At 45.0% G+C, this 24,402-nt stretch carries 17 protein-coding genes; 5 read left to right on the top strand and 12 right to left on the bottom strand.

Going from position 1 to position 24,402, the window contains the following annotated elements:
* Positions 1-36: 36 nt before the first annotated feature.
* The 3 genes from AC6I8U_RS19095 to AC6I8U_RS19105 all read right to left on the bottom strand — a co-directional run bounded on the left by AC6I8U_RS19095 (position 37) and on the right by AC6I8U_RS19105 (position 3,333).
* Positions 37-933 carry a LysR family transcriptional regulator gene (locus AC6I8U_RS19095; protein ID WP_498019314.1) on the bottom strand — a complete coding sequence of 299 codons (897 nt, stop codon included), beginning with the start codon at positions 931-933 and terminating at the stop codon, positions 37-39.
* A complete protein-coding gene (locus AC6I8U_RS19100; RefSeq protein WP_498019315.1) occupies positions 926-2,368 on the bottom strand; it encodes a GGDEF domain-containing protein in 1,443 nt (480 codons plus the stop codon). Before AC6I8U_RS19100 ends, AC6I8U_RS19095 begins: the two co-directional genes overlap by 8 nt.
* Positions 2,369-2,436: 68 nt before the next feature.
* Entirely contained in the window at positions 2,437-3,333 is an 897-nt protein-coding gene (locus AC6I8U_RS19105; RefSeq protein ID WP_498019316.1) for a LysR family transcriptional regulator, read from the bottom strand.
* Positions 3,334-3,750: 417 nt separating this feature from the next.
* On the opposite strand from AC6I8U_RS19105, the gene dcuC reads away from it, so the two are divergent.
* Positions 3,751-5,118: an anaerobic C4-dicarboxylate transporter DcuC gene (dcuC, locus tag AC6I8U_RS19110; RefSeq protein ID WP_234496342.1), complete on the top strand. Its 1,368-nt coding sequence runs from the start codon at positions 3,751-3,753 to the stop codon at positions 5,116-5,118.
* Positions 5,119-5,158: 40 nt separating this feature from the next.
* Here dcuC and AC6I8U_RS19115 read toward each other — a convergent pair whose 3' ends face one another.
* The gene (locus tag AC6I8U_RS19115) at positions 5,159-6,295 is read right to left on the bottom strand and encodes a BamA/TamA family outer membrane protein (RefSeq protein WP_498019317.1); all 1,137 of its coding nucleotides are present in this window, start codon (positions 6,293-6,295) and stop codon (positions 5,159-5,161) included.
* Between the two features lie 225 nt (positions 6,296-6,520).
* Between AC6I8U_RS19115 and AC6I8U_RS19120 the strand changes: the two genes are divergently transcribed.
* A complete protein-coding gene (locus AC6I8U_RS19120; protein ID WP_498019318.1) occupies positions 6,521-7,273 on the top strand; it encodes a dienelactone hydrolase family protein in 753 nt (250 codons plus the stop codon).
* Positions 7,274-7,364: 91 nt separating this feature from the next.
* On the opposite strand, the gene AC6I8U_RS19125 is transcribed toward AC6I8U_RS19120, so the two are convergent.
* Both AC6I8U_RS19125 and AC6I8U_RS19130 read right to left on the bottom strand, forming a co-directional pair.
* On the bottom strand, positions 7,365-10,409 hold the full coding sequence (locus AC6I8U_RS19125; protein WP_498019319.1) for an efflux RND transporter permease subunit: 3,045 nt from the start codon (positions 10,407-10,409) through the stop codon (positions 7,365-7,367).
* 31 nt (positions 10,410-10,440) lie between these two features.
* On the bottom strand, positions 10,441-11,532 hold the full coding sequence (locus tag AC6I8U_RS19130) for an efflux RND transporter periplasmic adaptor subunit (protein WP_042469929.1): 1,092 nt from the start codon (positions 11,530-11,532) through the stop codon (positions 10,441-10,443).
* Positions 11,533-11,825: 293 nt separating this feature from the next.
* On the opposite strand from AC6I8U_RS19130, the gene AC6I8U_RS19135 reads away from it, so the two are divergent.
* Genes AC6I8U_RS19135 through AC6I8U_RS19145 form a run of 3 tightly spaced genes read left to right on the top strand, consistent with a single transcriptional unit; the run spans position 11,826 to position 16,268 of the window.
* Entirely contained in the window at positions 11,826-12,854 is a 1,029-nt protein-coding gene (locus AC6I8U_RS19135) for a cytochrome-c peroxidase (protein ID WP_498019320.1), read from the top strand.
* A complete protein-coding gene (locus tag AC6I8U_RS19140) occupies positions 12,851-15,658 on the top strand; it encodes a PAS domain-containing hybrid sensor histidine kinase/response regulator (protein ID WP_498019321.1) in 2,808 nt (935 codons plus the stop codon). The genes AC6I8U_RS19135 and AC6I8U_RS19140 overlap by 4 nt, the downstream gene beginning before the upstream one ends.
* A gap of 22 nt (positions 15,659-15,680) precedes the next feature.
* Positions 15,681-16,268, top strand: a complete 588-nt coding sequence (locus AC6I8U_RS19145; RefSeq protein ID WP_498019322.1) for an HAD family hydrolase — start codon at positions 15,681-15,683, stop codon at positions 16,266-16,268.
* Here the strand turns inward: AC6I8U_RS19145 and AC6I8U_RS19150 are convergent.
* The 6 genes from AC6I8U_RS19150 to AC6I8U_RS19175 all read right to left on the bottom strand — a co-directional run bounded on the left by AC6I8U_RS19150 (position 16,262) and on the right by AC6I8U_RS19175 (position 24,376).
* Positions 16,262-17,218, bottom strand: a complete 957-nt coding sequence (locus tag AC6I8U_RS19150) for a sensor domain-containing diguanylate cyclase (RefSeq protein WP_252015415.1) — start codon at positions 17,216-17,218, stop codon at positions 16,262-16,264. The genes AC6I8U_RS19145 and AC6I8U_RS19150 overlap by 7 nt on opposite strands.
* Positions 17,219-17,664: 446 nt before the next feature.
* A complete protein-coding gene (locus tag AC6I8U_RS19155) occupies positions 17,665-18,087 on the bottom strand; it encodes a YMGG-like glycine zipper-containing protein (RefSeq protein ID WP_498019323.1) in 423 nt (140 codons plus the stop codon).
* 202 nt (positions 18,088-18,289) lie between these two features.
* A complete protein-coding gene (locus tag AC6I8U_RS19160) occupies positions 18,290-20,731 on the bottom strand; it encodes a family 20 glycosylhydrolase (protein WP_498019324.1) in 2,442 nt (813 codons plus the stop codon).
* 82 nt (positions 20,732-20,813) lie between these two features.
* Positions 20,814-22,310, bottom strand: a complete 1,497-nt coding sequence (locus AC6I8U_RS19165; RefSeq protein ID WP_498019325.1) for a sodium:solute symporter family protein — start codon at positions 22,308-22,310, stop codon at positions 20,814-20,816.
* Between the two features lie 165 nt (positions 22,311-22,475).
* Positions 22,476-22,868, bottom strand: coding sequence for a RidA family protein (locus tag AC6I8U_RS19170; protein WP_006069083.1), 393 nt, complete (start codon positions 22,866-22,868; stop codon positions 22,476-22,478).
* Between the two features lie 59 nt (positions 22,869-22,927).
* A complete protein-coding gene (locus tag AC6I8U_RS19175; RefSeq protein WP_498019326.1) occupies positions 22,928-24,376 on the bottom strand; it encodes an N-acyl-D-amino-acid deacylase family protein in 1,449 nt (482 codons plus the stop codon).
* Positions 24,377-24,402: the final 26 nt, after the last annotated feature.

Genomic DNA, 24,402 nt, shown 5'->3' on the forward strand with positions numbered 1-24,402 from the left:
TTTTGTTTTTTCGTTCTGGGCAAGGACGCCCAAATATCAAGCGATAGCATCGAGTACTGCTTGTTTGATAATGGTATGAAGTTTTTGATGCAACGGATTTTGCCTGTTGCTCTGCTTGATACAGGTAACAAGCGGCGCATAAGTTTGCATATGCTCAGGGAAAGGCACATACCTGAACTCACTCTCATCCGTCATCAAGTGCTTTGCTAACACCACAGAAGTATTCTCTTGAGTAACCATCTTTAACGCCAATGAGAGACTGTCCATTTTGGTTTGATAATCAAAAACAAGATCGTACTCAGCCATCTGTCTAATCAAACGATGATTTGTCTCATTCCAACCACGAATCTCAAAGTGAATACAGGGATAATCAAATACATCTTGCCATTGAAGAATATCACTCTGAGCACCAACGATAGCGCCCATTTCAATATTTAAGATCGAATTTTGATAAAGAGACTTCGAACAGTCCTCATTGAACATTTGAACCCCTATTTGCACACTACCTTCGAGGATCGATTGATAGGTATCTCGGCGCCAAGTCGTGATGTGAATCATCGAGTTTTGAAAAACCGATTTAAGCGCCAATAGAATTTCACTTCCAAACCGTTCAACAGACATATTGTCTAACGCCACGGTAATGGGTTGATCGTAGCTTAACTCATCAAAGATAGGCCCTTGTTTCAGTGCCGTCTCGACTAAACGTAGACCACGCTGAATTCCAGGCATGATACGTTCCAAGTAATGTGTCGGCTCTAGACCATCACTACCACGAACAAATAGAGGGTCACCCAGTTGCTCACGCAACTTTGCTAAGTGCTTGCTTACAGCACTTTCTGTCTTGCCCAGTTGAGCCGCAGCAATAGTTAGACTGCGATACTCGTAAATAAGAACGAGTACCTTTAATAAGTTATAGTCACGTTCTTTATGCATTTTTGGACTCCGACTTTAACAGTAAACGCGCTTTTCTCCGTTTATCACGGTACAACAAATTATCTGCTCTTTTAATGGCGGCATCTAATGATTCTCCACGCAGCACCTCTGTAACACCAAAGCTGATACTGATAGTTAATGCCTTATCGCCAAAAGAGTGTTTTTTAATATCGTTAGCGAACCGTTCTGCAAGTATCTCTGCTGTCTTGCCCGTACACCCCGGCAATAACACTAAAAACTCATCGCCTCCACTTCTTACTAAGTAGTCACTCTCTCTGAAGTTCATTGCCATTCTATTGGCGATATGAACTATCGCTTGATCTCCAGCATGATGACCATGTGTATCATTTATCGGTTTAAGTCCGTCACCATCGATCACTATCACTGAGAGCCCTTGTTTCTCTATTGCATATTTGAGAGCGCTATCTTTAAGGATGGCTCGATTATACAAGCCTGTAAGCTCATCTTTGCTGATCGCTATTTCTGCTAGTTCAAGCTTTTCACGCTTCACTCTTAGCTCTTCAAGCTTAAGCAAGACGTAAAACATCACCAAGATGAGACAGATAAGCCACCAGCTTGTATCAATGATCAACTTACTATAGGGAATTCGATAAACAAACTCGAGGTTATCATCTATATCAAACTGCACGGAGAAGGCCGATTCATAGAATGGGTAACGAAGATTTTCTATGATAACCTGCCTTTTCTCATCCGATCGCGTTGAGATAAAGTCCTTATTGTTGAGGAAAGGGAAATAGCTCAGATAAATATCAACATTCACATCACCGACCATCACTTGTCCGTCATAAACAGGCGTTGATAACGTAATGGTTTGCTGCTTCGTAATCGTATCAAGGTAGATATCAGACGCGATAAGTCGATTGTCTAGGTCTTCTGCAGGCATGTAGAACGCACAATTTCGAGTCGCGACACACGCCTTCTTGGAGAATGCCTCTTTCACCTCTTGGGGCGACATGGCGAAGTCTTTGGAGGAGAGTAGTTTTTTGCCCTCGTAAGATCGGTAATACAGTGCGTGAGAAATGTCATTGGTGATCGCAGGCATACTGTTAAACATTTTCTCAGCTGTCGCACCCACGATTTTTTCATTGTGCGTTAACGTCCGATCGTAGTGGTAATAATATATTTGACCACGCTTGAACTCCTCTACGTCGATCGTTTTCCCTTTATTGGCCTCTACTTGAGCTTCAAACAAAACACCAATGAGATACAGTGTCGATTTGTAGTCCTGAATAGATTTCGTCAGCAAGCGAAACTGAGCTTCCTCATTATTGATAAGCTTATCTTTGCTATGATAAACCCCCACTCCATAGAGTAAAACCGACAGAAGCACGGATTTAAGCAAAATGAAGGCGTATTTTTTGGCGTGAGCTTGCATGCAAAAAGTATGAACCAATAGTGAAGTTAACGCTTTCAATTATCAGACAATAGTCTTTTATAATCAATAACACACCTTAGAGTAACTCTTATGCAAGAGGTTTGGCTCTATGTATCATTAAAGGCTCCGATAAGATGGTTCACACAGGCTCGGACTCGATTAGGCTGAAATCTATCTTTATGATAGATGAGTGAAAGTGGTACATCTCGTATACGCCAATCCTCAAACACTGGCACAAGTACACCTTGGCGAATCTCTTCTTCACAGTACACGGCTGGAACTCTAATTAATCCCACTCCTTGCTTTGCTGCATTTACCAATACCCGGCCATTCTTACAGTTCAAAGCGCTTTCAATAGGTACTTCGATAGATTCGGCGGTGTGAATATGCTCAAAATGCCATTTTTTCACCGACCCTGTAATACACTTGTGTTCTTTTAGCTGTTTTGGATGTGTCAGTGCTGGGTTGTTTGCTAGGTATACTGGACTTGCTAGGGTTTGCATCTCGATAGTAGTCAAACGTCTGGCTACATAGCTCGCATCGGCAAGATCGCCCATACGAATGGCGAGATCAAACTCTTCTTCCAATAAATCAACACGATGGCTGGAAAAATCCAATTCTATAGTGACATCAGGATACGCATTTAGAAACTGAGCGACAGCCACAGCGACCACTTCTTCTCCTAAGTAGCCTCCAACGCAATTGATCTTGATATTGCCGCGAATCGTCTCAGTATCATCGACTGCGGTATGTACTGCTTTATCTATCGTATGCAAAGCTTGATCGCAGGACGACAAAAAGCTTAATCCAGCATCAGTAAGCTTCATCGAACGTGTGGTGCGAATGATTAAACTGACGCCCATTTGTTTTTCAAGTGACTGAATTTGACGAGAAACGTGGGAACGAGAAACACCAAGAGCCTCAGCAGCCTTAGTAAAGTTGCCCATGTTTGCCACAAGAACAAAAGCACGAATATCAAGCAGATTTATAGAAGAGTGATACATAGGTTGCGCGCGTATTGGGTATATTTCTATATTTTGTTCGCTAATGGGCAAATTGCAACTATTGTTAGCCTAAACAACGCACTTCTCAATTTTCAGTCAGTGCCACAAGAAAATAAAAGCAATTAAATATCCACTTTGGCCGCTAACCTCCCTAAATCATAAAAAATAGAGCTCAGCCCCACTCAAGCCCACATTCGAACCAGTTAAAACATTCAAACCTTAAAGCAATAACAATACTAACAACTAGAAATACATCATTTAACCAGTTAGACACACCATTTTCTCATATGAAAATATTATTTGTCCTAGATCATCAATATGCCGTACTGCACTCGTGCTACAAAACATTTATCTGTACAGTTCCTGACACATTTAGAAATAAATAGACGAACTTTTTAACAGTATCAGGGGAGATTTATGTTAGAACTGATGATCGGCCTAGTCGTCACCATCACCGTGGGCTATTTTATTGTTAAAGGCTATAAGCCCGCTGGCGTGTTGCTAACAGCGGGGATTTTCCTGCTGCTACTCACCGGTATTTTGGGGCACACTGTACTGCCTGCAAAGATTACGTCGACCGGGAATATGGTCACCGATGCACTGGAATACGTGAAATACATGCTTCAATACCGCGGTGGCGGCTTGGGCATGCAAATCATGTTGCTGTGTGGCTTTGCTTCTTACATGACGCACATCGGCGCGAATAACGTTGTCGTTAAACAATTCTCAAAGCCTCTGTCATTCATCACCTCTCCATACGTATTACTGGTTGCGGCATACATAGTAGCTTGTTTGATGTCTCTGGCTGTGAGTTCAGCAACAGGTTTAGGTGTACTCCTAATGGCGACGCTCTTTCCTATGATGACCGCTATGGGGATTTCTCGTCCGGCAGCTGTCGCGGTCTGTGCATCTCCTGCAGCGATTATCCTATCGCCAACTTCTGGCGATGTTGTGATTGCCGCTGAAAAGTCTGGCTTGGCGCTGGATGTGTTTGCTGTACAAACCGTTTTACCGGTTTCTATTTGCGCCATTATTGTTATGGCAGTCGCTGCCTTTTTCTGGAACAAATACCTAGACAAGAAAGACAATACACCAATGGAGCGCGTTGATGTCTCTGAGATGGAAGTAAACGCGCCAGCTTTTTACTGTGTGCTGCCTTTCCTACCAATTATCGGGGTTTTTCTTTTCAACGGCCGTACAATCCCGGGGTTGACTCTCGATATCTACACCATTGTGGTAGGTTCTATTTTCCTAGGCGCGCTTGTTGATTTCGTGACCAAACGCTTCAACGGCAAACAAACATTGGAAGATCTCGAGTCTTGTTACCAAGGTATGGCAGACGCATTCAAAGGCGTTGTCATGCTGTTAGTCGCGGCGGGTGTATTTGCGCAAGGTCTGATGTCTATTGGCGCTATCGATAACCTACTGCACCTGGCGGACAAAGCTGGGGCTGGCGGTATCGCGCTTATGCTTATCCTAACGGGCCTAACTGTTGCCGCAGCCATCGCCACTGGCTCAGGTAATGCTCCTTTCTACGCATTTGTAGAGCTTGCGCCTTCATTGGCAGCAAAAATGGGACTTAACCCAGCGTTTCTTATCATCCCGATGCTTCAAGCTTCGAACTTGGGTCGAACCATTTCACCGGTTTCAGGTGTTATTGTTGCAACATCGGGGATGGCACAGATCTCGCCTTTTGAGGTTGTAAAACGCACGTCTGTACCTGTGATCGCGGGTTTGATTACGGTGATTCTTGGTACTTTAGTCTTGGTACCAATGACCGTTTAGCACTCAAACGAAGGGGGCTTGTGCCCCCTTTTCGCAATCTCTAGAATGCTTCACCCACGGATAAGTGAAGTGTGCTTTCCTCTGGTCCTCGAGCTACATCAAGTCGGATATTCATTTTCTTTTGCTCGACAGGTTGCCACCTAAGACCAACGCCTTTGGTCACGACAGTACTCTGGCTTAAGATATCTTGCTCCGCTTCAGCGGTCTTACCAAACCCAACAAAACCAACTAGACCAAATCGCGCCAAAAACGTCCAACGCCCCTCGAACTGCGCTTGCACAATATTGTCATTTCTATAGCGACCATGGTTAAAGCCTCGCATTTGAAGTGTCGGTTTCTCATAAAACGGTACATCACCTCCACTGGTCATTCCGGTTAATTGAGAAGCAATAACTAAGTCATTTCTGACACTCCAATAGTTGCTTGTCGATAGCTTGCCTATATTGTAGTTACCATCCCCACCCCAATTTTGTCCGTAATCCATATAGCTAAACTGGGTATACCAACCTTCAGTTGGGTAATAGTTATCGTCACGAGTATCGTAGTGTATGACGGCACCAAGACCGCCAGATTTTACCCGTTCTTCTTCAGGCCAAAACTCATTCAACTCACGAAAGTTAATGTCGGTTTGCATATAGTTGTATTGGGGACCTATATACCAATGGGAATCAAAGACCTGAAACAGGGCTCGTAACATCACGCCACTCATCTTCATGTCGTACTTGAGTGGATTACCTGCAAATATGGGATCGTTACCGTCTCCATAGTACTTAAGTTTCAGATCACCATGGAAAATCCCACCGGTGTATCTCATTGAGTCATCTTTTAATGCCCCGTCATGAAAGGCGCCAACTAGCCAACTCTCGGTAGAGGTATACATGCCAATAATACCGGATGTGTCATTGTGAGCTTTTGAGCCTGGCTCTTTAGCATGCATGTAGAGCCCAACTAACTGCACACCTGTACCCAATGTTGGGTTTGACATTGGAATGGGTAAAGCGATAAACCCCTGCTTCTCCTCATTGGTTTTACTAGTGCTATCTACTTTGGCTTTTTTATCATCAACATGGTCTTTATATTCTGCCGCGATAGCGGACCATGAAGATGCCCCCAAAAGTCCGAGTAAAGAAAGAAAAGAAGTACGCCTTAAGCACTGACTAATAAGGTGATTTAACATTAACAACATCCATGTATACAGTTCATTAACCAGTATACACTGAATGGTTTGAAGCGCTAACGCTTGGCCGCTAGTCCAATCAATTAATTGAATATCCCAAACGCCACCTAATCCATTGAGAAAAAATCGATAAATTAAATAGAAAAATTTCTCGCAAATTCATCCATAAAGCATTTAAAGACGTACTAAGCTTTTGATGACAAATGTCAGACAAAAGGGAAAACAATGAAAACAACACTCAAAGGACTTACCGTCTGTGCAGCATTAATGGCCCCCGTCGCATTAGCGGGCGAACATGTTATCTACAACGTAGATGGCGAACCGTATGAAGGCTACTGGGCTAAAGTGAGCAATACCGCTCCGCTCGTACTCTTAGTACACGATTGGGACGGTTTGACCGAATATGAAGAAAAGCGTGCTGAAATGCTCAACGAAATGGGTTACAACGTGTTTGCTGTGGATCTATTTGGGCAAGATGTCCGCCCAACAAAAGTTGAAGACAAGAGGCAGCATACTGGCGAGCTCTACAAAAACCGCGATAAACTCCAAGCCTTGATGGCGGCAGGATTAGCGGAAGCTGGTAAGTTAGGTGGCAATCTCGACAACACGGTTGTCATGGGTTACTGCTTCGGCGGTGCAGCAGCGTTAGAGTCGGCACGCGCAGGTATGAACGCAAGAGGCTTTGTGACCTTCCACGGCGGTTTGAAAACGCCAGAAGGTCAAAACTATGCGCAAACGAAGGCACCAATCATGGTTTTACATGGCACGGCTGATTCTGCAATCCCGATGTCTCAGTTTGCGGGCTTAGCGGTTGAGCTCGAAGAGAGCGGCGTTAAACATGAGATGATTACCTACAGCGGTGCACCGCATGCGTTCACCGTATTTGGCTCAGATCGCTACCGTGAGGACGCAGACAAGAAGTCTTGGATGGCATTCACTGGCTTCTTAGAAGAGAAGACCGGCCTTAAGGCTATGTAGCTAATTGACTCCATTTAGCTATTCTTAAACGCCAAAAATAGAAAACCCAGGATCACTCCTGGGTTTTTCTTATTTAATTACGAGATTGCTTTTAGGCTGGGTTCTTAGCCTTGAACAGAATCGCGTACATCACTGGGATAAATACCAGAGTCAGAACGGTAGCGAAGCCAAGACCAAACATCACCGTAATGGACATGTTGACGAAGAACACATCGCTTAACAGAGGGATCATACCTAGGATCGTCGTACATGCCGCCAGCATAACCGGACGCATACGAGAGATCGAAGAATCAATAATCGCATCGTAGATAGGTTTCTCTTCTGCCTGCATGTCGATTTCTTCGAGGAGTACGATCGCATTTTTAATCAACAGACCTATCAGACTCAATGCACCCAGTAGCGCCATAAAGTCGAAAGCGCCATCAAGTAGCAGTAGACCCGCTGTGATACCGATAATCGCAAGTGGCACCGTGATCCAGATAATCAGTGGCTGACGAACCTTACCGAATAGCAACACGACAACAATGATCATCATGATGAATGACACAGGAATCGCGCTAAATAGTGCGCCTTGTGCTTCTGCAGAGTCTTCATACTCACCACCCCAGTCCATCGTGTAGCCTGGTGGTAGCTCGATCGCTTCAATTTGAGGTTTCAATCGCTCGAACAGCGGTGCTGCTAGCTCACCGGTTGGGTTAGCTGATGCAATGATGGTTGTTAGTCGGTCACGACCACGAATCATGGCATCTTCCCAGACCGTCTCAAAACCAACAACTACCTGAGCGATTGGAACCGTGCGTTCAAGTACAGGACTGTATACTTGAGCATCCATCAACTGAGATACGTCTTGACGCTCACTTGCATCCGCTCGGAAGTAGATTGGCAACAAACGCACACCATCGCGATAGATACCGACTTGAGTACCCTCACTAGCCGCACGAAGTGACGCAGTAAGCTCTGTTCTGGTCACACCTAGCTGACGCGCAACCTGCTCGTTAAAGATAGGCTTGATGAGCTTAACTGGTTGACGCCAGTCATTACGTACTTCTTTCGCGCCAGGATCCGCATGCATAATCGCTTCAGCCTGAGACGATAAGTCACGCAGAACTTCAGGATCCGGACCTGCAAAGCGAGCTTCGATCTTAGAGTCACGTCCAGGACCGATACGAAGACTCTTAATCTTCGGCTCGATACTTTCAATGTTGTCCGTCATGAACTGATCAATTTTCGTTTGAAGATCCGCGATCATCTCACGGTTTTCGGTACGAACAATGATCTGCCCATAAGCTTTAGTTGAGTCTTGTGGTGTATATACCAGCGAGAAACGAGATGCACCGCCACCAATAAAGGTCGCTGTCCATTCAACACCTTCTTGTCCACGAATAAACTCAGCAACTTTGAGAGTATCGTCGCGGGTTTGATGAATATCCGTTCCTTCAACTTCCCAGACATCCACGAAGAACATCGGCGTATTCGCATTCGGGAAGAAGGCATTCTTAACGAACCCAAAGCCCCAAACGGCAGACACGAACATCGCAAGGATGACACCAATCGTTAGCACACGTTGCTTGAGTGCGAACTTAAGAATGCCTTTGTAGATAACAAAACCAGCACCAGCGTAAGGATCTTTTTCCTCTTCCCCTTCTTTCTTGTCATCTTTCTTAAGCAGAAGCGCACACAACAGTGGTGTTGTAGACACTGCCGTTACCCAACTTAGAGACAGCGAAATTAGGATTACGTAGAATAGAGAACGAGTAAACTCACCTGTGTTACTCTGCGACATGCCAATCGCCGCGAACGCAAGGATACCAACCGCAGTACCGCCGAGTAGCGCCCAACCATTCGCACCAACTACTTCACCGGCCGCTTTCATGGCAGGCATACCACGCTTGATCCGTATCATCATACCTTCGGCGACAACGATGGCGTTATCCACCAGCATCCCGAGAGCAATGATCAATGCACCAAGCGAGATACGTTGCAGTTCAATGCCATACAGATGCATTAGCGCCAGCGTACCTGCTACGGTAATCATCAGTACCGCACCGATGATGAGACCAACTCGAAGTCCCATAAAGGCGAGAAGTACCACAACTACGATAATGAGAGCCTCAACCGTATTGGTCACAAAACCTGCTACCGATTGATCGACTTCTTGAGGCTGGTTGTAGATGATGTCTAGGTTCATCCCAAGCGGGATCTGGTTTTCCAAGCTCGCTAGCTTGTCTTCGATCAATGCGCCTACTTCGACTACGTTACGGCCGCTTAGCATTGAGATACCAACGGTCAATGACGGCTTACCGTTAAAGTAGATAAGTTTGCTTGGTTGGTCGTCATACTCACGTGTAACTTTAGCAATATCACCGAGGCGAATGAGCTTCTTATCGTTACTTGAGATAAGCAGATCTTCGATTTCACTTACATGCTTGAACGAGCCCGTTGGCTCGATACGAATGTACTCTGGACCAACGCGGAATCGACCTGAATCAGATACCAAGTTCTGAGATTGAAGGAGATTTTCAATCGTCGCCATATCGATGCCAAGTTCAGCCATTTTCGTGCGAGACATCTGCACGTAAACCACTTCTTTTTGGTCGCCATCGATTGAGACTTTACGCACACCAGGGACGAGAACAAGCTGCTTCTTAAGATTGTCAGCAACATCTTTTAGCTCTCGATACGTATACCCTTCGCCGTTAAGCGCCATGAAACCACCGTAAACGTCGGCAAAATCATCGATAATTTGCGGCTCACCTGCACCTGGAGGCAGTTTATGCTTGTTATCAGCGATCTTACGACGAAGTTCATCATAAATGCCCGGCATTTCGGCAGACGTATACTCATCTTTAAATTCGATGGTAATGTCCGAGAGACCTTCACGAGTCACTGAGCGCTTGATGCGCTTAACTTGACCAAGCAAACGTACCGCATCTTCGATGTGATACGTTACCTCATCGTACACTTCCTGAGGCGAAGCGCCTGGATAAGTGGTAATAATCTTGGCTTCTTTGATAGTAAACGCTGGATCCTCAAGTTTACCCATCTCAAAGTAGGCTAAGATACCGCCAATGGTCATCAACAGGACTAATAGCCAACTGTTGACCTTATTCTTTACTGAATACTCACCTAAATTCATATAACTTCTCTTCTTGCTGAGTCACAGTGGTTTATTGCGCTTGATCGATCTCTGGCATCAAGCTGACTTCCATACCTTCAATAAGGAATGGCACACCAACCGTTACAATGCGCTCGCCCATCTCTAGGCCAGAAAGAATTGTGATGCGATCACCAGACATGGTTGACACTTCAACAGGCTTCGGTGCAACAGTATTATCTTCTTGAACAACCCAAACGGTCGCATTGTGGGCGTTATCACTAACTACAGCGGTTGCGGGTACCTGAATTGAACCCGAGGTTTCTTGTAATTTAGAGAAATCAGCTGTCACGTAACCCGTCATACCCGGAAGAATATTCTGGTCTGTTGGCGCTTCCATAGAAACCGTTACTTCAAACGTCTGAGTATCTGAATCTGCTTTTGAGGATACTTCAGTGACTGTTACTGGGTATGGCTTTTCACGAGCAACATCGAAATAAGCAAAAACGGGAATCTCAACAGGATCTTCTGCCTGCTCATCACGAATCTGACGCACAAGTTTCTCAGGAACATTGAACTTCAGTTCAAGGGTATTTAGGTTCTGGAATGTAAATACCACCTGCTTCGCTTCAACGTTTTCGAAGTTTTGGATATCACGCTGAGCGACGAAACCGTCAAAGGGCGCTAAAAGTTTGGTGTAGCTAAGCTCAGTATTGGCTTTATCGTAAGCTGCTTTTGCTCGCGTTAAGTTTGCACGCAACTGCTCAAAGTCTTTCTGAGAGATGAAGTTATCTTTAATTAACTCTTGCGCTCGTTTGAAGTCAGCTTGAGTTCTTTGCAACGTTGCTCGAGTATCACGTACAGCAAGTTTGAAGTTTGTGTCGTCCAGTGTGGCGAGCACAGTCCCTTTCTTAACGTTATCCCCTTCTTTCACAGGAATACTGTTTACTTTGCCAGATACACGAAAAGCCATATCTGCACGATCCGAAGCGAGCACACGCGCTGGAAATTCGCGGATCATACTTTGGTTTTCTAAACCGATAACGACAGTTTTAACTGGCCTAATTACAGGCGCTTCGACTGTTTTTTCAGGCTCTGGGCTACAACCGGTCAAAGCAACGCCAATCGCTGCTGCCAGAGTAAGAGCACGTAAATGAGTTTTCATAACAACCACCCAATAAAAATTTATAAAAACCAATACAATATTTGGCTAACGAGATCGAATACACGCTATTTCACAAGTTACATTAAGCGTAGCAAAAAGCAACAAACGTTACACAAAAACATAACTTTATAAAACGCATTAACCACTATTTACACACTGTGGCACGTAGAAACTCCCTCTAAGACCACGAAAATCGGACTAGTTCACTATTTTTGGTGTTTTTTTATCTTTTATTGAAACGATGAATAAGTATCCCATACTGCTACAAGTATTCTATATAGATGAAACATATTATGAACATTGTCATTGTACGGTGGATATTATCTCTTGGTGCCATAGCGACACTTTCTGTGTACCTTCTTCTCACTTTTACGTCACCAAATGAACACGTTTCATCAGCAATTAAAGACCAGAGTCGCTCAGCAAATCAAAGCCTAATCGCACTTGTCTCACCTATTCCTCCTGTACAGTTAACATCTGATGAACTCGCTATTGCTAAGCTGGGTATGCAGCTATTTCTTGACCCAAACCTTTCCTCGAATGGACGCGTCAGTTGTGAGTCATGTCATCACATTTTTACCAATGGCGCGGAAGATATTAAGGTCTCTAAAGGGGTGAAAGGTAATGGTGTGAGGAACTCTCCTACAGTATTTAACATCACCCACAACTCACGTTTTTTCTGGGATGGTCGCGCATCAAGCTTGGAATCACAGATGGATGGCCCGGTACACAACCCACTTGAAATGAATACTAACTGGCAAAAGATCAGCGACTATGTATCGTCAGTATCGGACTACAAAGATAAATTCGCGAAACACTTTGATGGCAAGGTCAACGAAGCAAATATAAAAGCTTCCCTCAAATCCTTTATGATGGCGCTAGACACACCCGATGCGCCATTCGACCACTATTTGGATGGGAACAAAAGCGCATTGCCTGCAGCAGCACAGAACGGCTGGAAAAAGTTCCAAGATCTCGGATGTGTCATTTGCCATCAAGGTACCAATGTAGGTGGTAACCTGTTTCAAAAATTTGGCAACGTAAATAGCACTGGCGAGCAAGAGAAAGATCTTGGTCGTTACAACGTCACTGGAGTTGAGTCTGACAAAGGCGTATTTCGCGTTCCGAGCCTGAGAAACGTCGCCAATACAGCCCCCTACTTTCACGACGGTAGAGCTCAAACCTTAGAGTCGGCCATTGTTACTATGGCTAGAGTGCAACTCGGGCGCGATCTCGATGCAACAACTATCCTTGAGCTCACTGCGTTTCTCAATGCTCTTACCGCACCACCGCCTCCCATTCTTGAGGAGCTTTTACCATGAGCCATAGAATACTATCCAGAAGACGCGTCGAGGCGCTCTACCAGCTTGCCATTGTGCTATCGGCTATTTGGTTGATCATTAGTGTAGCCAACAGCCGAGTTAGTGATGCATACCAGAAATCTTATCTAAGCCTCTCACACAACATTACTCGCTCTCTCGAGGACATATACTCTTTTGAGTACAACAGTAATAAAACCTACGACACCTTCTCGAATGAGTTGGTGGATATTGAGCTCAAAGCCAATCATCTCTATGACAACCTAACACTCAACCAAAAGAGTTACGTTGATTGGCTCAGCCCTATTCCCAATGAAGCTGTGCTGTTCGGGCGACACATCAAAAATGAGATTCTTGGTTTTACTCAACGTCTAGAGAGGCTACTTAGTGCGAAAGTATCCTTTGAATACTCAACGAACACGCTTCAAGAGCTTAAAGGCGAACTTCTCTCCACGACGCTTTCTGAGCAAAACAAGCTTCGCATCTACCAGTACTTTGATAACCGCATCGGACGCCAAGATCTGCCCTCTGATATCAAAACACATAATGTGGTCATGGCAATAGATAGCTATATCAAACTCAATAATCGCGTTGGTGCGGAGATAGACCAAGACAAGCAAGCACTATTAAACAGTGAGATACACACCCTACTTAATGATGTGAATACCTATTGGTTAGACCGCTCTTCTAGCCAACAACGAAATGTCATTATCTCCGGCGTACTGCTGTTTCTTTTTCTAGCGGGCTACATTTACTGGCGTCAGTGGATACAACAGTACAGAGAAGCCAAACTCAATCGTGAACTGTTTACCAAAGAAAAGGAGCGCTCGCATCTGGCATTAGTGGTCGAGCACGCAAGTGACGCTATCATCATCACAGATAAATCAGGTCGTATCTCATGGGCCAATGCAGCATTCGAGCGTTTATCGGGATTTGAGCTAGATGAAGTCATGGGCCAAAAGCCGGGAAGTTTCCTTCAGGGAGAAGAAACATCGAAAGAGGAAGTTCAACGCATATCCGCTAGCCTAAGAGAGGGTAATGCGGTTCAGTCAGAACTCATCAACTACCACAAAAACGGCACCCCTTATTGGATAGATATTGCAATCACCCCTATTAAAAACCTGAGCAATCAAGTCGAACAATTCATAGCCGTTGAGAGAGACAGCAGTGACAGGAAACGTCTTGAAAGTGACTTGAGACTCGCGGTCGAGAATGCGGATGCGTCTAACCACGCTAAATCTACCTTCCTCGCTACGATGAGCCACGAACTGAGGACGCCACTAAATGGCATCCTTGGTATGGCTCAAATTCTCGAATCCTCGGTCACGCAAAAGCAGCACAAGCAGCAACTGCATATCTTGCTTGAGTCAGGTAATCACCTACTGTCACTGCTCAATGACATACTCGATATCTCTAAAATAGAAGAAGGTAAGCTTGAACTTGAATCTATCGACTTCGCCGTAGAAGAACTCTGCTCACCTATCATCAGCACCTATTCCTCGATCTGCAGGGAAAAAGGCATCGAGTTTGAACTAGATAATCATCTAGAAAAAGGTAAGAGCTACCGAGGTGACAAATCTCGAATTCGACAAGTCATATTTAACTTGCTGGGCAATGCAGTCAAGTTCACCGCCTCTGGTCATATTAGAGTAACACTCTCTGGTGAAACAAATTCCGATAGTACAGAACAGCTCACCATCTCTGTCGAAGATAGTGGCGTTGGTATTCCAGAAGAAAGATTGAAAAGCATATTTGATCCATTTACTCAGGCAGAAGCATCAACGACAAGGAAATTTGGTGGGACGGGTCTTGGTCTCGCAATCGTTAAAAAGCTCGCGAAAATCATGGGAGGCGACGCAACCGTAACCAGCTGCGTAGGCAAAGGGAGTACTTTCACTGTCTCATTCAAGCTAGAGCACGCTGAGCCCGTACAAGCAGAAACAAAAGCCATTGTCTCGCTCGATGACCAAGCGCTAGCGCAATCCCTGAAGATTCTGTTAGTTGAAGACAATAAAGTTAACGCGTTAGTCGCTAAAACATTTTGTAAAAAACAAGGACATGATGTGGAGGTTGCCGAAAACGGCCAAATTGCCGTTAATAAAGTTAGGGAAAACTCATATGACCTCATCATTATGGACAATCATATGCCAGTAATGGATGGTATAGAAGCAACGCGAGTCATCCGAGAAGAGCTCAAATCAGAGACCATAATTTTTGGTTGCACTGCAGATGTTTTCAAAGAAGCGCACGATAACTTTGTTGCCGCGGGCGCTAATCATATTTTAACTAAACCACTGCAAAAAGAGAGTTTTATTGATGCACTTCAACGCTATCGACACCTCTTAGTTATGCCTCCTAAAACAGATGCCAACTCCAGTGTCGTCGAGCTAATTAGACATGATTTTACGAAGTCTGATCTACCAACTGCAACAGAAGCCGAACTAAGTATGGATTCGGTTCAAAATGGAAACCCAATCACTTATGCGCAAGTAGCCAACTTTAAGCAAATTGGCGAAGTGCACTTAAATCGAATCATTTCCAATTACTCAGCAAAAGATACAAGACTGCTGAATGAAACTCTTAAAATCATTTCGCAGCAGTGTCGCGCTATTGCTCTGCATCGCGTGGTCGACAAAATAGAACAGCTTCAGACCACATTAAAACTCGACAAGTTGCCTGCTTTGGAAGAAGTCCAATCTCTGATAAATCTCGTAGAAGTCAACATTCATGAAGCGACAAGAATACTAGACAAAAACGCACAGCAGACCGACAAGGCTGCGCCAAAGTCGTCTAATATATCTAAGTAGAGATGTACACTAGCGAAAGGACATGCACTTGACTATCAAAGCCGTTGTATTTGACTTGGACAACACCCTAGTATCATCAAATATCGATTTTGAACTGCTGAGGCGAGAGATCGATTGTCCAACAGGTAAGGACTTGCTTACCCATGTTGCTGAAACCAAGTGTGACAATCAACGCAAGATGAGAAACGGTGTCATTCTAGAGCACGAGATCAATGACGCTAAGTCGAGCAACCTTATGAGCGGGGCGCAAGCATTGCTCGATTGGCTGCTAACACAAGATATGCGTTTTGGTATCATTACCCGAAACTGCCGTGAAGCCGCTGAAACCAAACTGAAAGAGCACGCCCTTGTTGTCGAGACGCTCATCACAAGAGAAGATTTTCCAGCGAAGCCAGATCCTACAGCACTGTTTCATTTAATGGAGGAATGGAGCTTAGAGAAAGGAAACGTTTTGTACGTTGGAGACCATCAATACGATGTACTCACTGCACAAAACGCTGGTTGTTTAAGCTGTTATATATCCAACTCGTCAGAGCTATCAGCAAACTATGGCGCAGATTTGCATTATCCGTCTCTAACCGCGCTTCACAGCTACTTAAAGACTCAATAGGTAGTACTTTTGTTTAAATACATCGCCTTACTGGCAAGCTCTATCAACTCTTCATGGTCGACTGAATCAAGAGGCGTACAACAGACAACACCGACACAATAACCAAGTGAGTAAACAGCACTCTGCTTTTCATTGAAAGTATCTACCCTTTCTTTGAATCGCGTGATCGGGAATTTAGAATCATTACCTGTTGTCCCTGACATCACTACAACAAATTCATCTCCACCGACTCTAGCAATAACGTCCGAATCCCTAAAGTTGGATTTCAGCAACTTTGCGAACTGACGTAACGCATCATCACCAACTGAATGACCAAACGTATCATTAATGCGTTTAAAGCTATCCAAGTCAAATAGAGCGATAGTGCAAGGTTCTGCAGCAAAGCGACACTTTTGAATGACTTTGCTGGCAAGTGCATTATAGCCCCGTCGGTTTGAAATCTGTGTCAGCTCGTCTATGGTCGAGTTTAGATTCGCAACAAGCTCTGACTCCGCAAGTTTTGCCAAATCAATTAAGTCTTGAACTTGCTGGTCACTTAAATGCCTTGGTTTATTGTCGATGATACATAACGTCCCTATCTTCACCCCGTTGTCTATCTTGAGCGGGACACCCGCATAGAAACGTATATTAGGTTCACCTATTACCAAAGGGTTGTCGCTAAACCTAACGTCAATAGATGCATCGGGAATAATAAAAGGTTCATCGCCTAATATTGCATGTCCGCAAAAAGATTCACCTCGCCCCGTTTCTCGAGCGTTGAGGCCTACATTAGATTTAAACCATTGTTTGTCTTGCTCAACTATGCTCAAAAGTGCAATGTCTACATCGAACATTCGCTTTGCCAGTCGAGTGACTCTATCAAAACGCTCTTCAGGTTTTTCTAATATATTTAGTTGTTTAACGACTTTAAGGCGATAATCATCATCAAACGGGATTGGCGCTGGCTGCATGTGCTCTTTTTCCTTGGCATGATTCTCGGGGCGTCCCTATGAATAGCTCAGTCACGGAATTCAAACGGAACTACAGACTTAAAATTAGCCAAAATTACCCTGACTTGCCACAAAAGCATCATATTCTTATCGTAAATTCATATGAAATCACACTCTGTTGATAATTATATAATTCGCATTTAGCAAATTAATTGCGTAATGCATTTGCAAACTGGAATTAATAGGGCTTGATGTGTGTTTTGGAGCACAAAAAGAGGGAGAATAGACTTTGAAAAAGTTGGCATACATCATGCTTTATAAACTATGACTTCTTTTTGAAGTCACCTAGCCAACTGACGTTGTTAGTGAACCGATTTGTTCACACTGTTTTCGGCCGATTGACTTGTCAATCGGCCTTTTCTTTGCGCGTTATTTAGTCTTGGCGTTTAAAACAGGCTAGCGAGTTATTACCCTTGCTGACCAGATTGAGATTCTTGCGCTTTTTCCATTTCTGCTAGCTTTTGCTCTAACTCACGGATACGAATTTCAGCCTCAAGCTCATCTGCACGCTTTTCAGCATCGCTGCGATTATCCTGTTTAATACCCTCCGCCAGAGTTTCCGTACGACCAGTTTCACGAGAGTCTTCTAGATCTTTCATCGACCCGGCAACACCTCCAGCAACACCGCCTGCAACTGCGCCTTTGACCGCTAGATCAGGTTCACCCGTTAGAACGCCCATCGTTGCGCCTAAAAGTGCGCCTCCAGCTGCTCCTCGATTACGTGCTGCGTTCTCGTTTTCCTTATCGAAAGCAGGTGACGAACAACCAGCTAGCAAAGCTAGTGTCGTAACAGCAAATAATGATTTAAGAGAAGTTTTAGTAAAAGTCATAGCAGTAATCTCGCAGTGGTTGTTTCTATGCCGGAGAGAATACCGATTTGACGTGTTGCAAGGAATTCACTTGTCGTTATTAGGCTGATAAGCAGTAGTTATCAGCTTATACCGAACGGGCGTATTCATAAAAAAGCCGAGTATTGCTACTCGCAACACTCGGCATTCGACCAATCAGCTCTGTGATTTAGTTATGATCTATTCAGAGAGCTTCCAACAACATTTCCGTTGGCTTAACGATGGCAACAATGGTTTCGTCTATGATGATCGCCGACTCGTTGATCATCGCTTGATATGCATTCGCATCTGCTTTAGAGACAACCTCTCCAGCTTGCGCTTTAGCCACTAGAGTCAGACCTAATTCCGCGATTTTCTTCGTTGCTTTTGTCACCGCAACAGTATCAACAGATGCAACGTTCGCAGCGAAGATAGGTTCAGCAGTGGTAGCAGCGTTTAAAACTGTCTGATAGTGACGCTCTAAAGCAGAGAGCGCTTGCTTATCACCTTTATCAAACTGCTCTACAAGATCTCGCATTTCATACACAACATAGCTCTCAACAGGCAGTGCATCAGCGAAACGATTCAAACGCTCATGTTGATTATAAAGATCACCGTGATTTTCCGTTTGAATCCACTTCTCCCAGTTGCGAGCGTAATACTGCGCAGACTCAGTATAGCGAGCAAGTGTCAGTAATGGCGTTACATCGGCGCCATTCGCTAAACGCTGCATCATAACTCTAGAGTCAGCGTGATGGCGCATCCCCAGAGAGATCTCCGACCAACTGTCGATAGCGCGCATACGCTTATACATGCTTGCTTCGTCTGTCAGCTCTTCGGAAGACCAGAATCGCTCCGCGATGGCGTAGCTACGCGGCCAAATACGGTTTTCCATAGTCTGAGAGTTAATGTTTTCAGCCCAGACGGTGATTTCGCCACCAAGAATGAGCGACTGCTCGTCTTCCGTTAGTTCCGCTGGGTAACCACCGCTTGGCTCAGGTATAGTCGAGCCTGGCTGCGCAGAAGAAGCCACGATTTCTCCCGTGGTTGGCCAACGCACGTTGCCAATAAGCTGATAGCTCCCTTCTGCAAGCTTGTCGCCAGCCAGCTTCAGGTTAAACTCCGTATACGACATAAAGTTGTCAAAGTGCCCTTTGAAGCTCTCGCCTGGCGTGTACTCAAGAATTTCAACTTCAGTACGAGACTTACCGTTGTAGTCGGTAAACGCTCTGACGCTGCCATCTTTAGCTTGAATGATAGTGAGCAACCCCTTACGTGGACCGCCCTTCGTACGCGGTTTTTCCCACTGATAGCTAACGAAACGCTCGCCTTGATGCAACGTATCGTCGACCGTAATACCATGTGGCATAGGATCGTTGCGATAGTGGCAACTCGTCGGCTGAGGTTGGTCTAGGTAATAGCCCGTTGAGAGAAGTCCTTGATAGCCTTCTTTCGCCGCACGACCAATACTGTCATGCCCGCGCCAGCTTTGAATCACGATGGACTTTGGCAGATCTTTATGCCAGATCTCATCCCAGCCCGTCATCTTCTTGCCGCGTTCTTCAAGCATCTTCTCTACTTTCGCATTCAAATAAGACTGTAAGCCGCGCTCGCCATCGAGATTATTTTCTTTGATAAACGCTTGGATTTTAGGGTTCTCTTGCCATTGCTTATAGTTTGGCTCGTCACCACCAATGTGGAAGTACTCATCTGGGAAGAGTTCAACCACTTCATCAAAGACACTACTCAGCATGGTGTAAAGCTCAGGATTTGTTGGGTCCATGAGCGGCTCAAATACACCCCATTCACGCTGCTGGGGGTAGCTTTGCTCCCCCATCCCAGACATTAGTTCAGGGTAAGCATGAGCAACTGCCGAAGCGTGACCAGGAAGTGAGATCTCAGGAACCACACGAATACCTAGCTTACGAGCATAGTCAACAACATAGCGAATTTGATCTTTAGTGTAGTAATCACCATCCGTGGTTTTCTCCCAAAGCTTAGTGTAGTTGTCCAGTTGGATACGGATGCCTTGGTCATCCCAGATATGCCAATGGAACACGTTCATTTTCGCTGAAGCCATCGCATCCAATTGACGCAGGATCACTTCCATCTCAATGAAGTGACGAGAGGTATCATAAGAGACACCGCGCCAGCGGAAACGAGGTTCATCTTCAATATAAATTGCTGGTACCGAATAACCGATAGCATCCGTTTTGACAAGTTGAAGAATGGTTTCGATACCACGGATCGCGCCGTATGGACGGTTCGCTTTTAGAACTATCTGCCCATTCTCTGCATTTAAGGTGTAAGATTCATCAGCATTGATATCCTGAACCGAAGCTTTAGGCGCATCATGGATGTCGATAACCAAAGTCGCTTCACTCGCGCTTCCAGCCTGCCAATTCAGAGTCGGTAAACCTGTTTGACGCTCAAGGCGAGTGATAAAACGTTTTGCCGTCGCGTCAACGCGCTCTGAATTGTACCCTTTGATAAAAATACTGAAGTCTTTATCGATAACAACATTGCCTTGTTTCAATTCCACCGTTTGAGGATAAGGCATTAAGTTCAGATCGGTATTTGGTGCCATAGCCCATGCCGTTGATGTTAGTGTGCCTGCAATTAAAAGAGATACCAGTTTCTTGTTCATTACCACTTCCTTAGAAAACAAAATTCAGACTAATTCGGTAGCGTCAGGGTGCTCGTATGCTACACCCTGACTAAGAGAGTGATTACTCTGTAATTGGCGTTGAAGTCGTGGTGTCCTTGTTGGACTCACCACCTTGCTCCATCTGTGCGCGTTCTGCGTCTAAGATGGCTTGAGCTTCCTCTGGGGACACCAAATTTCTTGGCGTGAACAAGCTCACTGCAACACCCGCTAGAGTCGCGACTGCAACAGATGGGATGACTGGGTTACCCCAGAATGCTGTTAGGCTTGGGCTGAGAATAACTGTGAATGAAGCCGCTGATGCACCAACAAGCGTCGCAATCGCACCTTGCCATGTGTAGCGCTTCCAGAAGCGGCCCAACATACCGCACACGAACATGCCTGACATCACCGTTGAGATCATCTTAGTGATGTAGCCGATAATGTCGTTTGACGTCAGTGCAAACAGTAGAGCAGAACCAATCACGACGATAAGCGCTAGCCTTGAGTAGTTCATCATCGATTCTTTATTTGGAACGCGACCTGTAAACATGACATACACGTCACGCAGTAAGATAGAAACACCGGCAATCGCATCAGAGCTCGCGCTCGACATAGTTGCCGACAAACCTGCAATCAGAACGATCATGCCAATACCAACTGGTAGTACCGTCGCTGCAATGTATGGGAACGCGAAATTAGCATTATCTAGATTAGGGTCAATCGCATGCGCCGCCATACCAATAACCGCAGGGATGATTGAGAAGAACAGGTACAATACACCAGACAACACAAATGAACGGCGGATGGTCGATACGTTCTTACCTGAGTAAATACGCTGACGGAATGAAGGCGTCGCCAACACACCTACACCAACCACAACGGCTAATGAGATAGCTGGAATCAGACCGAGTTTTTCAATCGCTAGAAAGCTGGTCGCTGCTGGGTCCATCGCAGCGTAAAGGTTATCAAGACCACCGATGTGCTGCACCGATAGTACTGCCATCAAGATGAAACCAACGAAAAGAATCACAGCTTGAATTGTATCAGTCCACACCACGGCGGTGTAACCACCAATGACAACGTAAATCGTAAACGCGGCTGCAATGATGACTTTCGCAACATTAAGGTCAATGTCTGCAATCCAAGCTAGGTACATACCGCCACCTAAGATGTGGGCACCTAACCAGCCAATAGAAGCAATAAAGATAAGAATACCGACCAGATTTTTCACCACGCGGTTTGCACCGACATAGTAGGACAACTCTTCACTCATGGTCATAAAATTGAGTCGACGAACAGGGGCAAACCAGAGTGCGAGTAGTAAAATACCAAGAGCGCCACCAATGCCATAGAGTGCACCAGCCCAACCGTTAGCGTAACCAAAACCGACTGCGCCCATACTTGAGCCAGTACCCACCATGGTCGCTACAGTGGTACCTAGTACCAAAAACAGTGGTAAGCCGCGCCCACCAAGTAGAAAATCTTCACCTGACTTTTGGTTGCGCGATACATACCAACCAAGCCAAATAAGAAAACACACATATATCCCGAATCCGGATAAGAATAGTGTACTGTTCATTGAACACCTCCAGAGAGATAAGCAACTTATATACTGCCTATCGTTTTACGTTATTTAATCTCGAAACGTAACTACACAATGTAATCACAATGTCATTATTATTTTTATTGATAAGGGCATCGCAAAATGCCCATTATTAAGTTGTGTGTAGAAACGACTTTATATTTATCGACGGTCTTCGCGATAGCAAGTCACGTCGACTTCTACTTTTACATCCACCACTAGGTCACAAACCATACAGATTCGTGCTGGCGGATTTGCACCAAAGAACTCTTTGAATACTTTATTAAATGATTGGAAATAACGAGAATCTGTCAGTACCACTTTAACGTGCACAACATCCTCTAGGCCGTAGCCAGCTTCTTCCATAATATCGACACAGTTCTGGATAGCCAGGCGTGATTGGTCAACAATACCGCCTTCCACAACTTCGCCATCTGTCATTGGTGTTTGACCCGACACGTAAAGAAAACCACCAGCTTCTGTTGCTCGAGCGAATGGTAAATGTTGTCCACCTGTACCGACACCACCTTCTACACCATAGCGTTTAATTGTCATTGTTTACTCCAGTTTTGTTACGTCTTATTTAAGTTCTACATTTCTTGAATATGTATAATTCAAGAGCAATTAATACCATCACGATATATAAATCGGCCAAATCTTTCTTTGGCGACTAATTTATTTTGATAGCTAACATTTCCGTTAACTAATACACACTCTATTCCGTCTGCTACAGAAATAGGTGTTTCAAATGTCGCAGTATCTCGAACATTATGTTTATTAAAAAGAACTAAGTCCGCGAAGGCACCTTCTTTGATGACCCCTCGATTCAATAAGTTATAACGTTGCGCCGACATTCCTGTCATTTTACAAACCGCTTCCTCGAGTGGAAATAACTCACGATCTCGACAGTAATGTTTCAATACTTTAGGAAAGGTGCCCCACAACCTTGGATGAGGATGTGGATCGTTCGGCAGTCCGTCAGATCCAACCATGGTAAGCCTGTGTTTAAGTACTCGCTCCACATCTTGCTCATCCATGCAGTGATATACGGCTCCCGCTGGTTGGAGAGCTTTCGCTGCATCCATCAACGACATTTCCAATTGCTTGGCAATGTCAGCGAGAAGCTGACCTGCAAACTCAGGTTTAGATTCCGACCATGTAATAAAGATATCGAAGTCGTTAGTAACCTGCTTTAGGTCCAGAGTTGAAGAGCTTGCCGAATATGGGTAGCAATCGCATGAAACATCTTGATGCTCTGCCGTCTTTTCGAGCAGATCGAGCACCTCGACAGTTCTGCCCCAGTTACCCGCTCCAGCACATTTCAGATGCGAGATCACCACAGGAACACGAGCATGTTTGCCAGTTTCAAAGGCCTCTTCCATCGCATTTAATATAGCCTCAAATTCAGTGCGCATGTGCGTGGTATAGATACCACCAAAATCAGCAAGTACCTCAGCCAAACGCATCACTTCACTCGCTGTCGCTTGTTTCGCACTGGCGTAAGCCAGACCAGAGCTCAAGCCTAACGCGCCCTCTGCCATCGCCTGACTCAGAGTGCTTCTCATTGATTGCAACTCGTCCTCGGTCGCCTCACGAAGTAGCTCATCCATCACGTTATTGCGAAGTGTGGTATGACCAATCAACGCCGCAACATTCACCGCTGGCTGCGCGGCTTCGACCGCCTTGGCATACTCTGCAAACGTTGGATACTTAAAATCTTCTTGTTTCCCTAGTAGGTTCATTGGATCAGGTGGTGCAACTTGAAGCGTCGCAGGCGAAGCACTGATCCCACAGTTACCGACGATAACCGTCGTCACCCCTTGACTAATTTTCGGCAAGCAATCTGGATAGCGAATAACGTTAGTGTCATCGTGCGTATGAACATCAATGAACCCTGGGCTCAATACCTGCCCTTGCCCATCAATCACCAAACCCGCTTTTGAGCCTGCAAGATCACCGATTTTTGCAATACGATCATGCTTAATTGCTAGGTCTGCATGGTAGGCAGGTCCATTGGTGCCATCGACGATTTCTACGTTTTTTATAATGATGTCGAACAACATGACCTTCTCTCTTATCTTCGCGCTTT

It is taken from the genome of Vibrio sp. KUL80 (genome assembly GCF_059725495.1).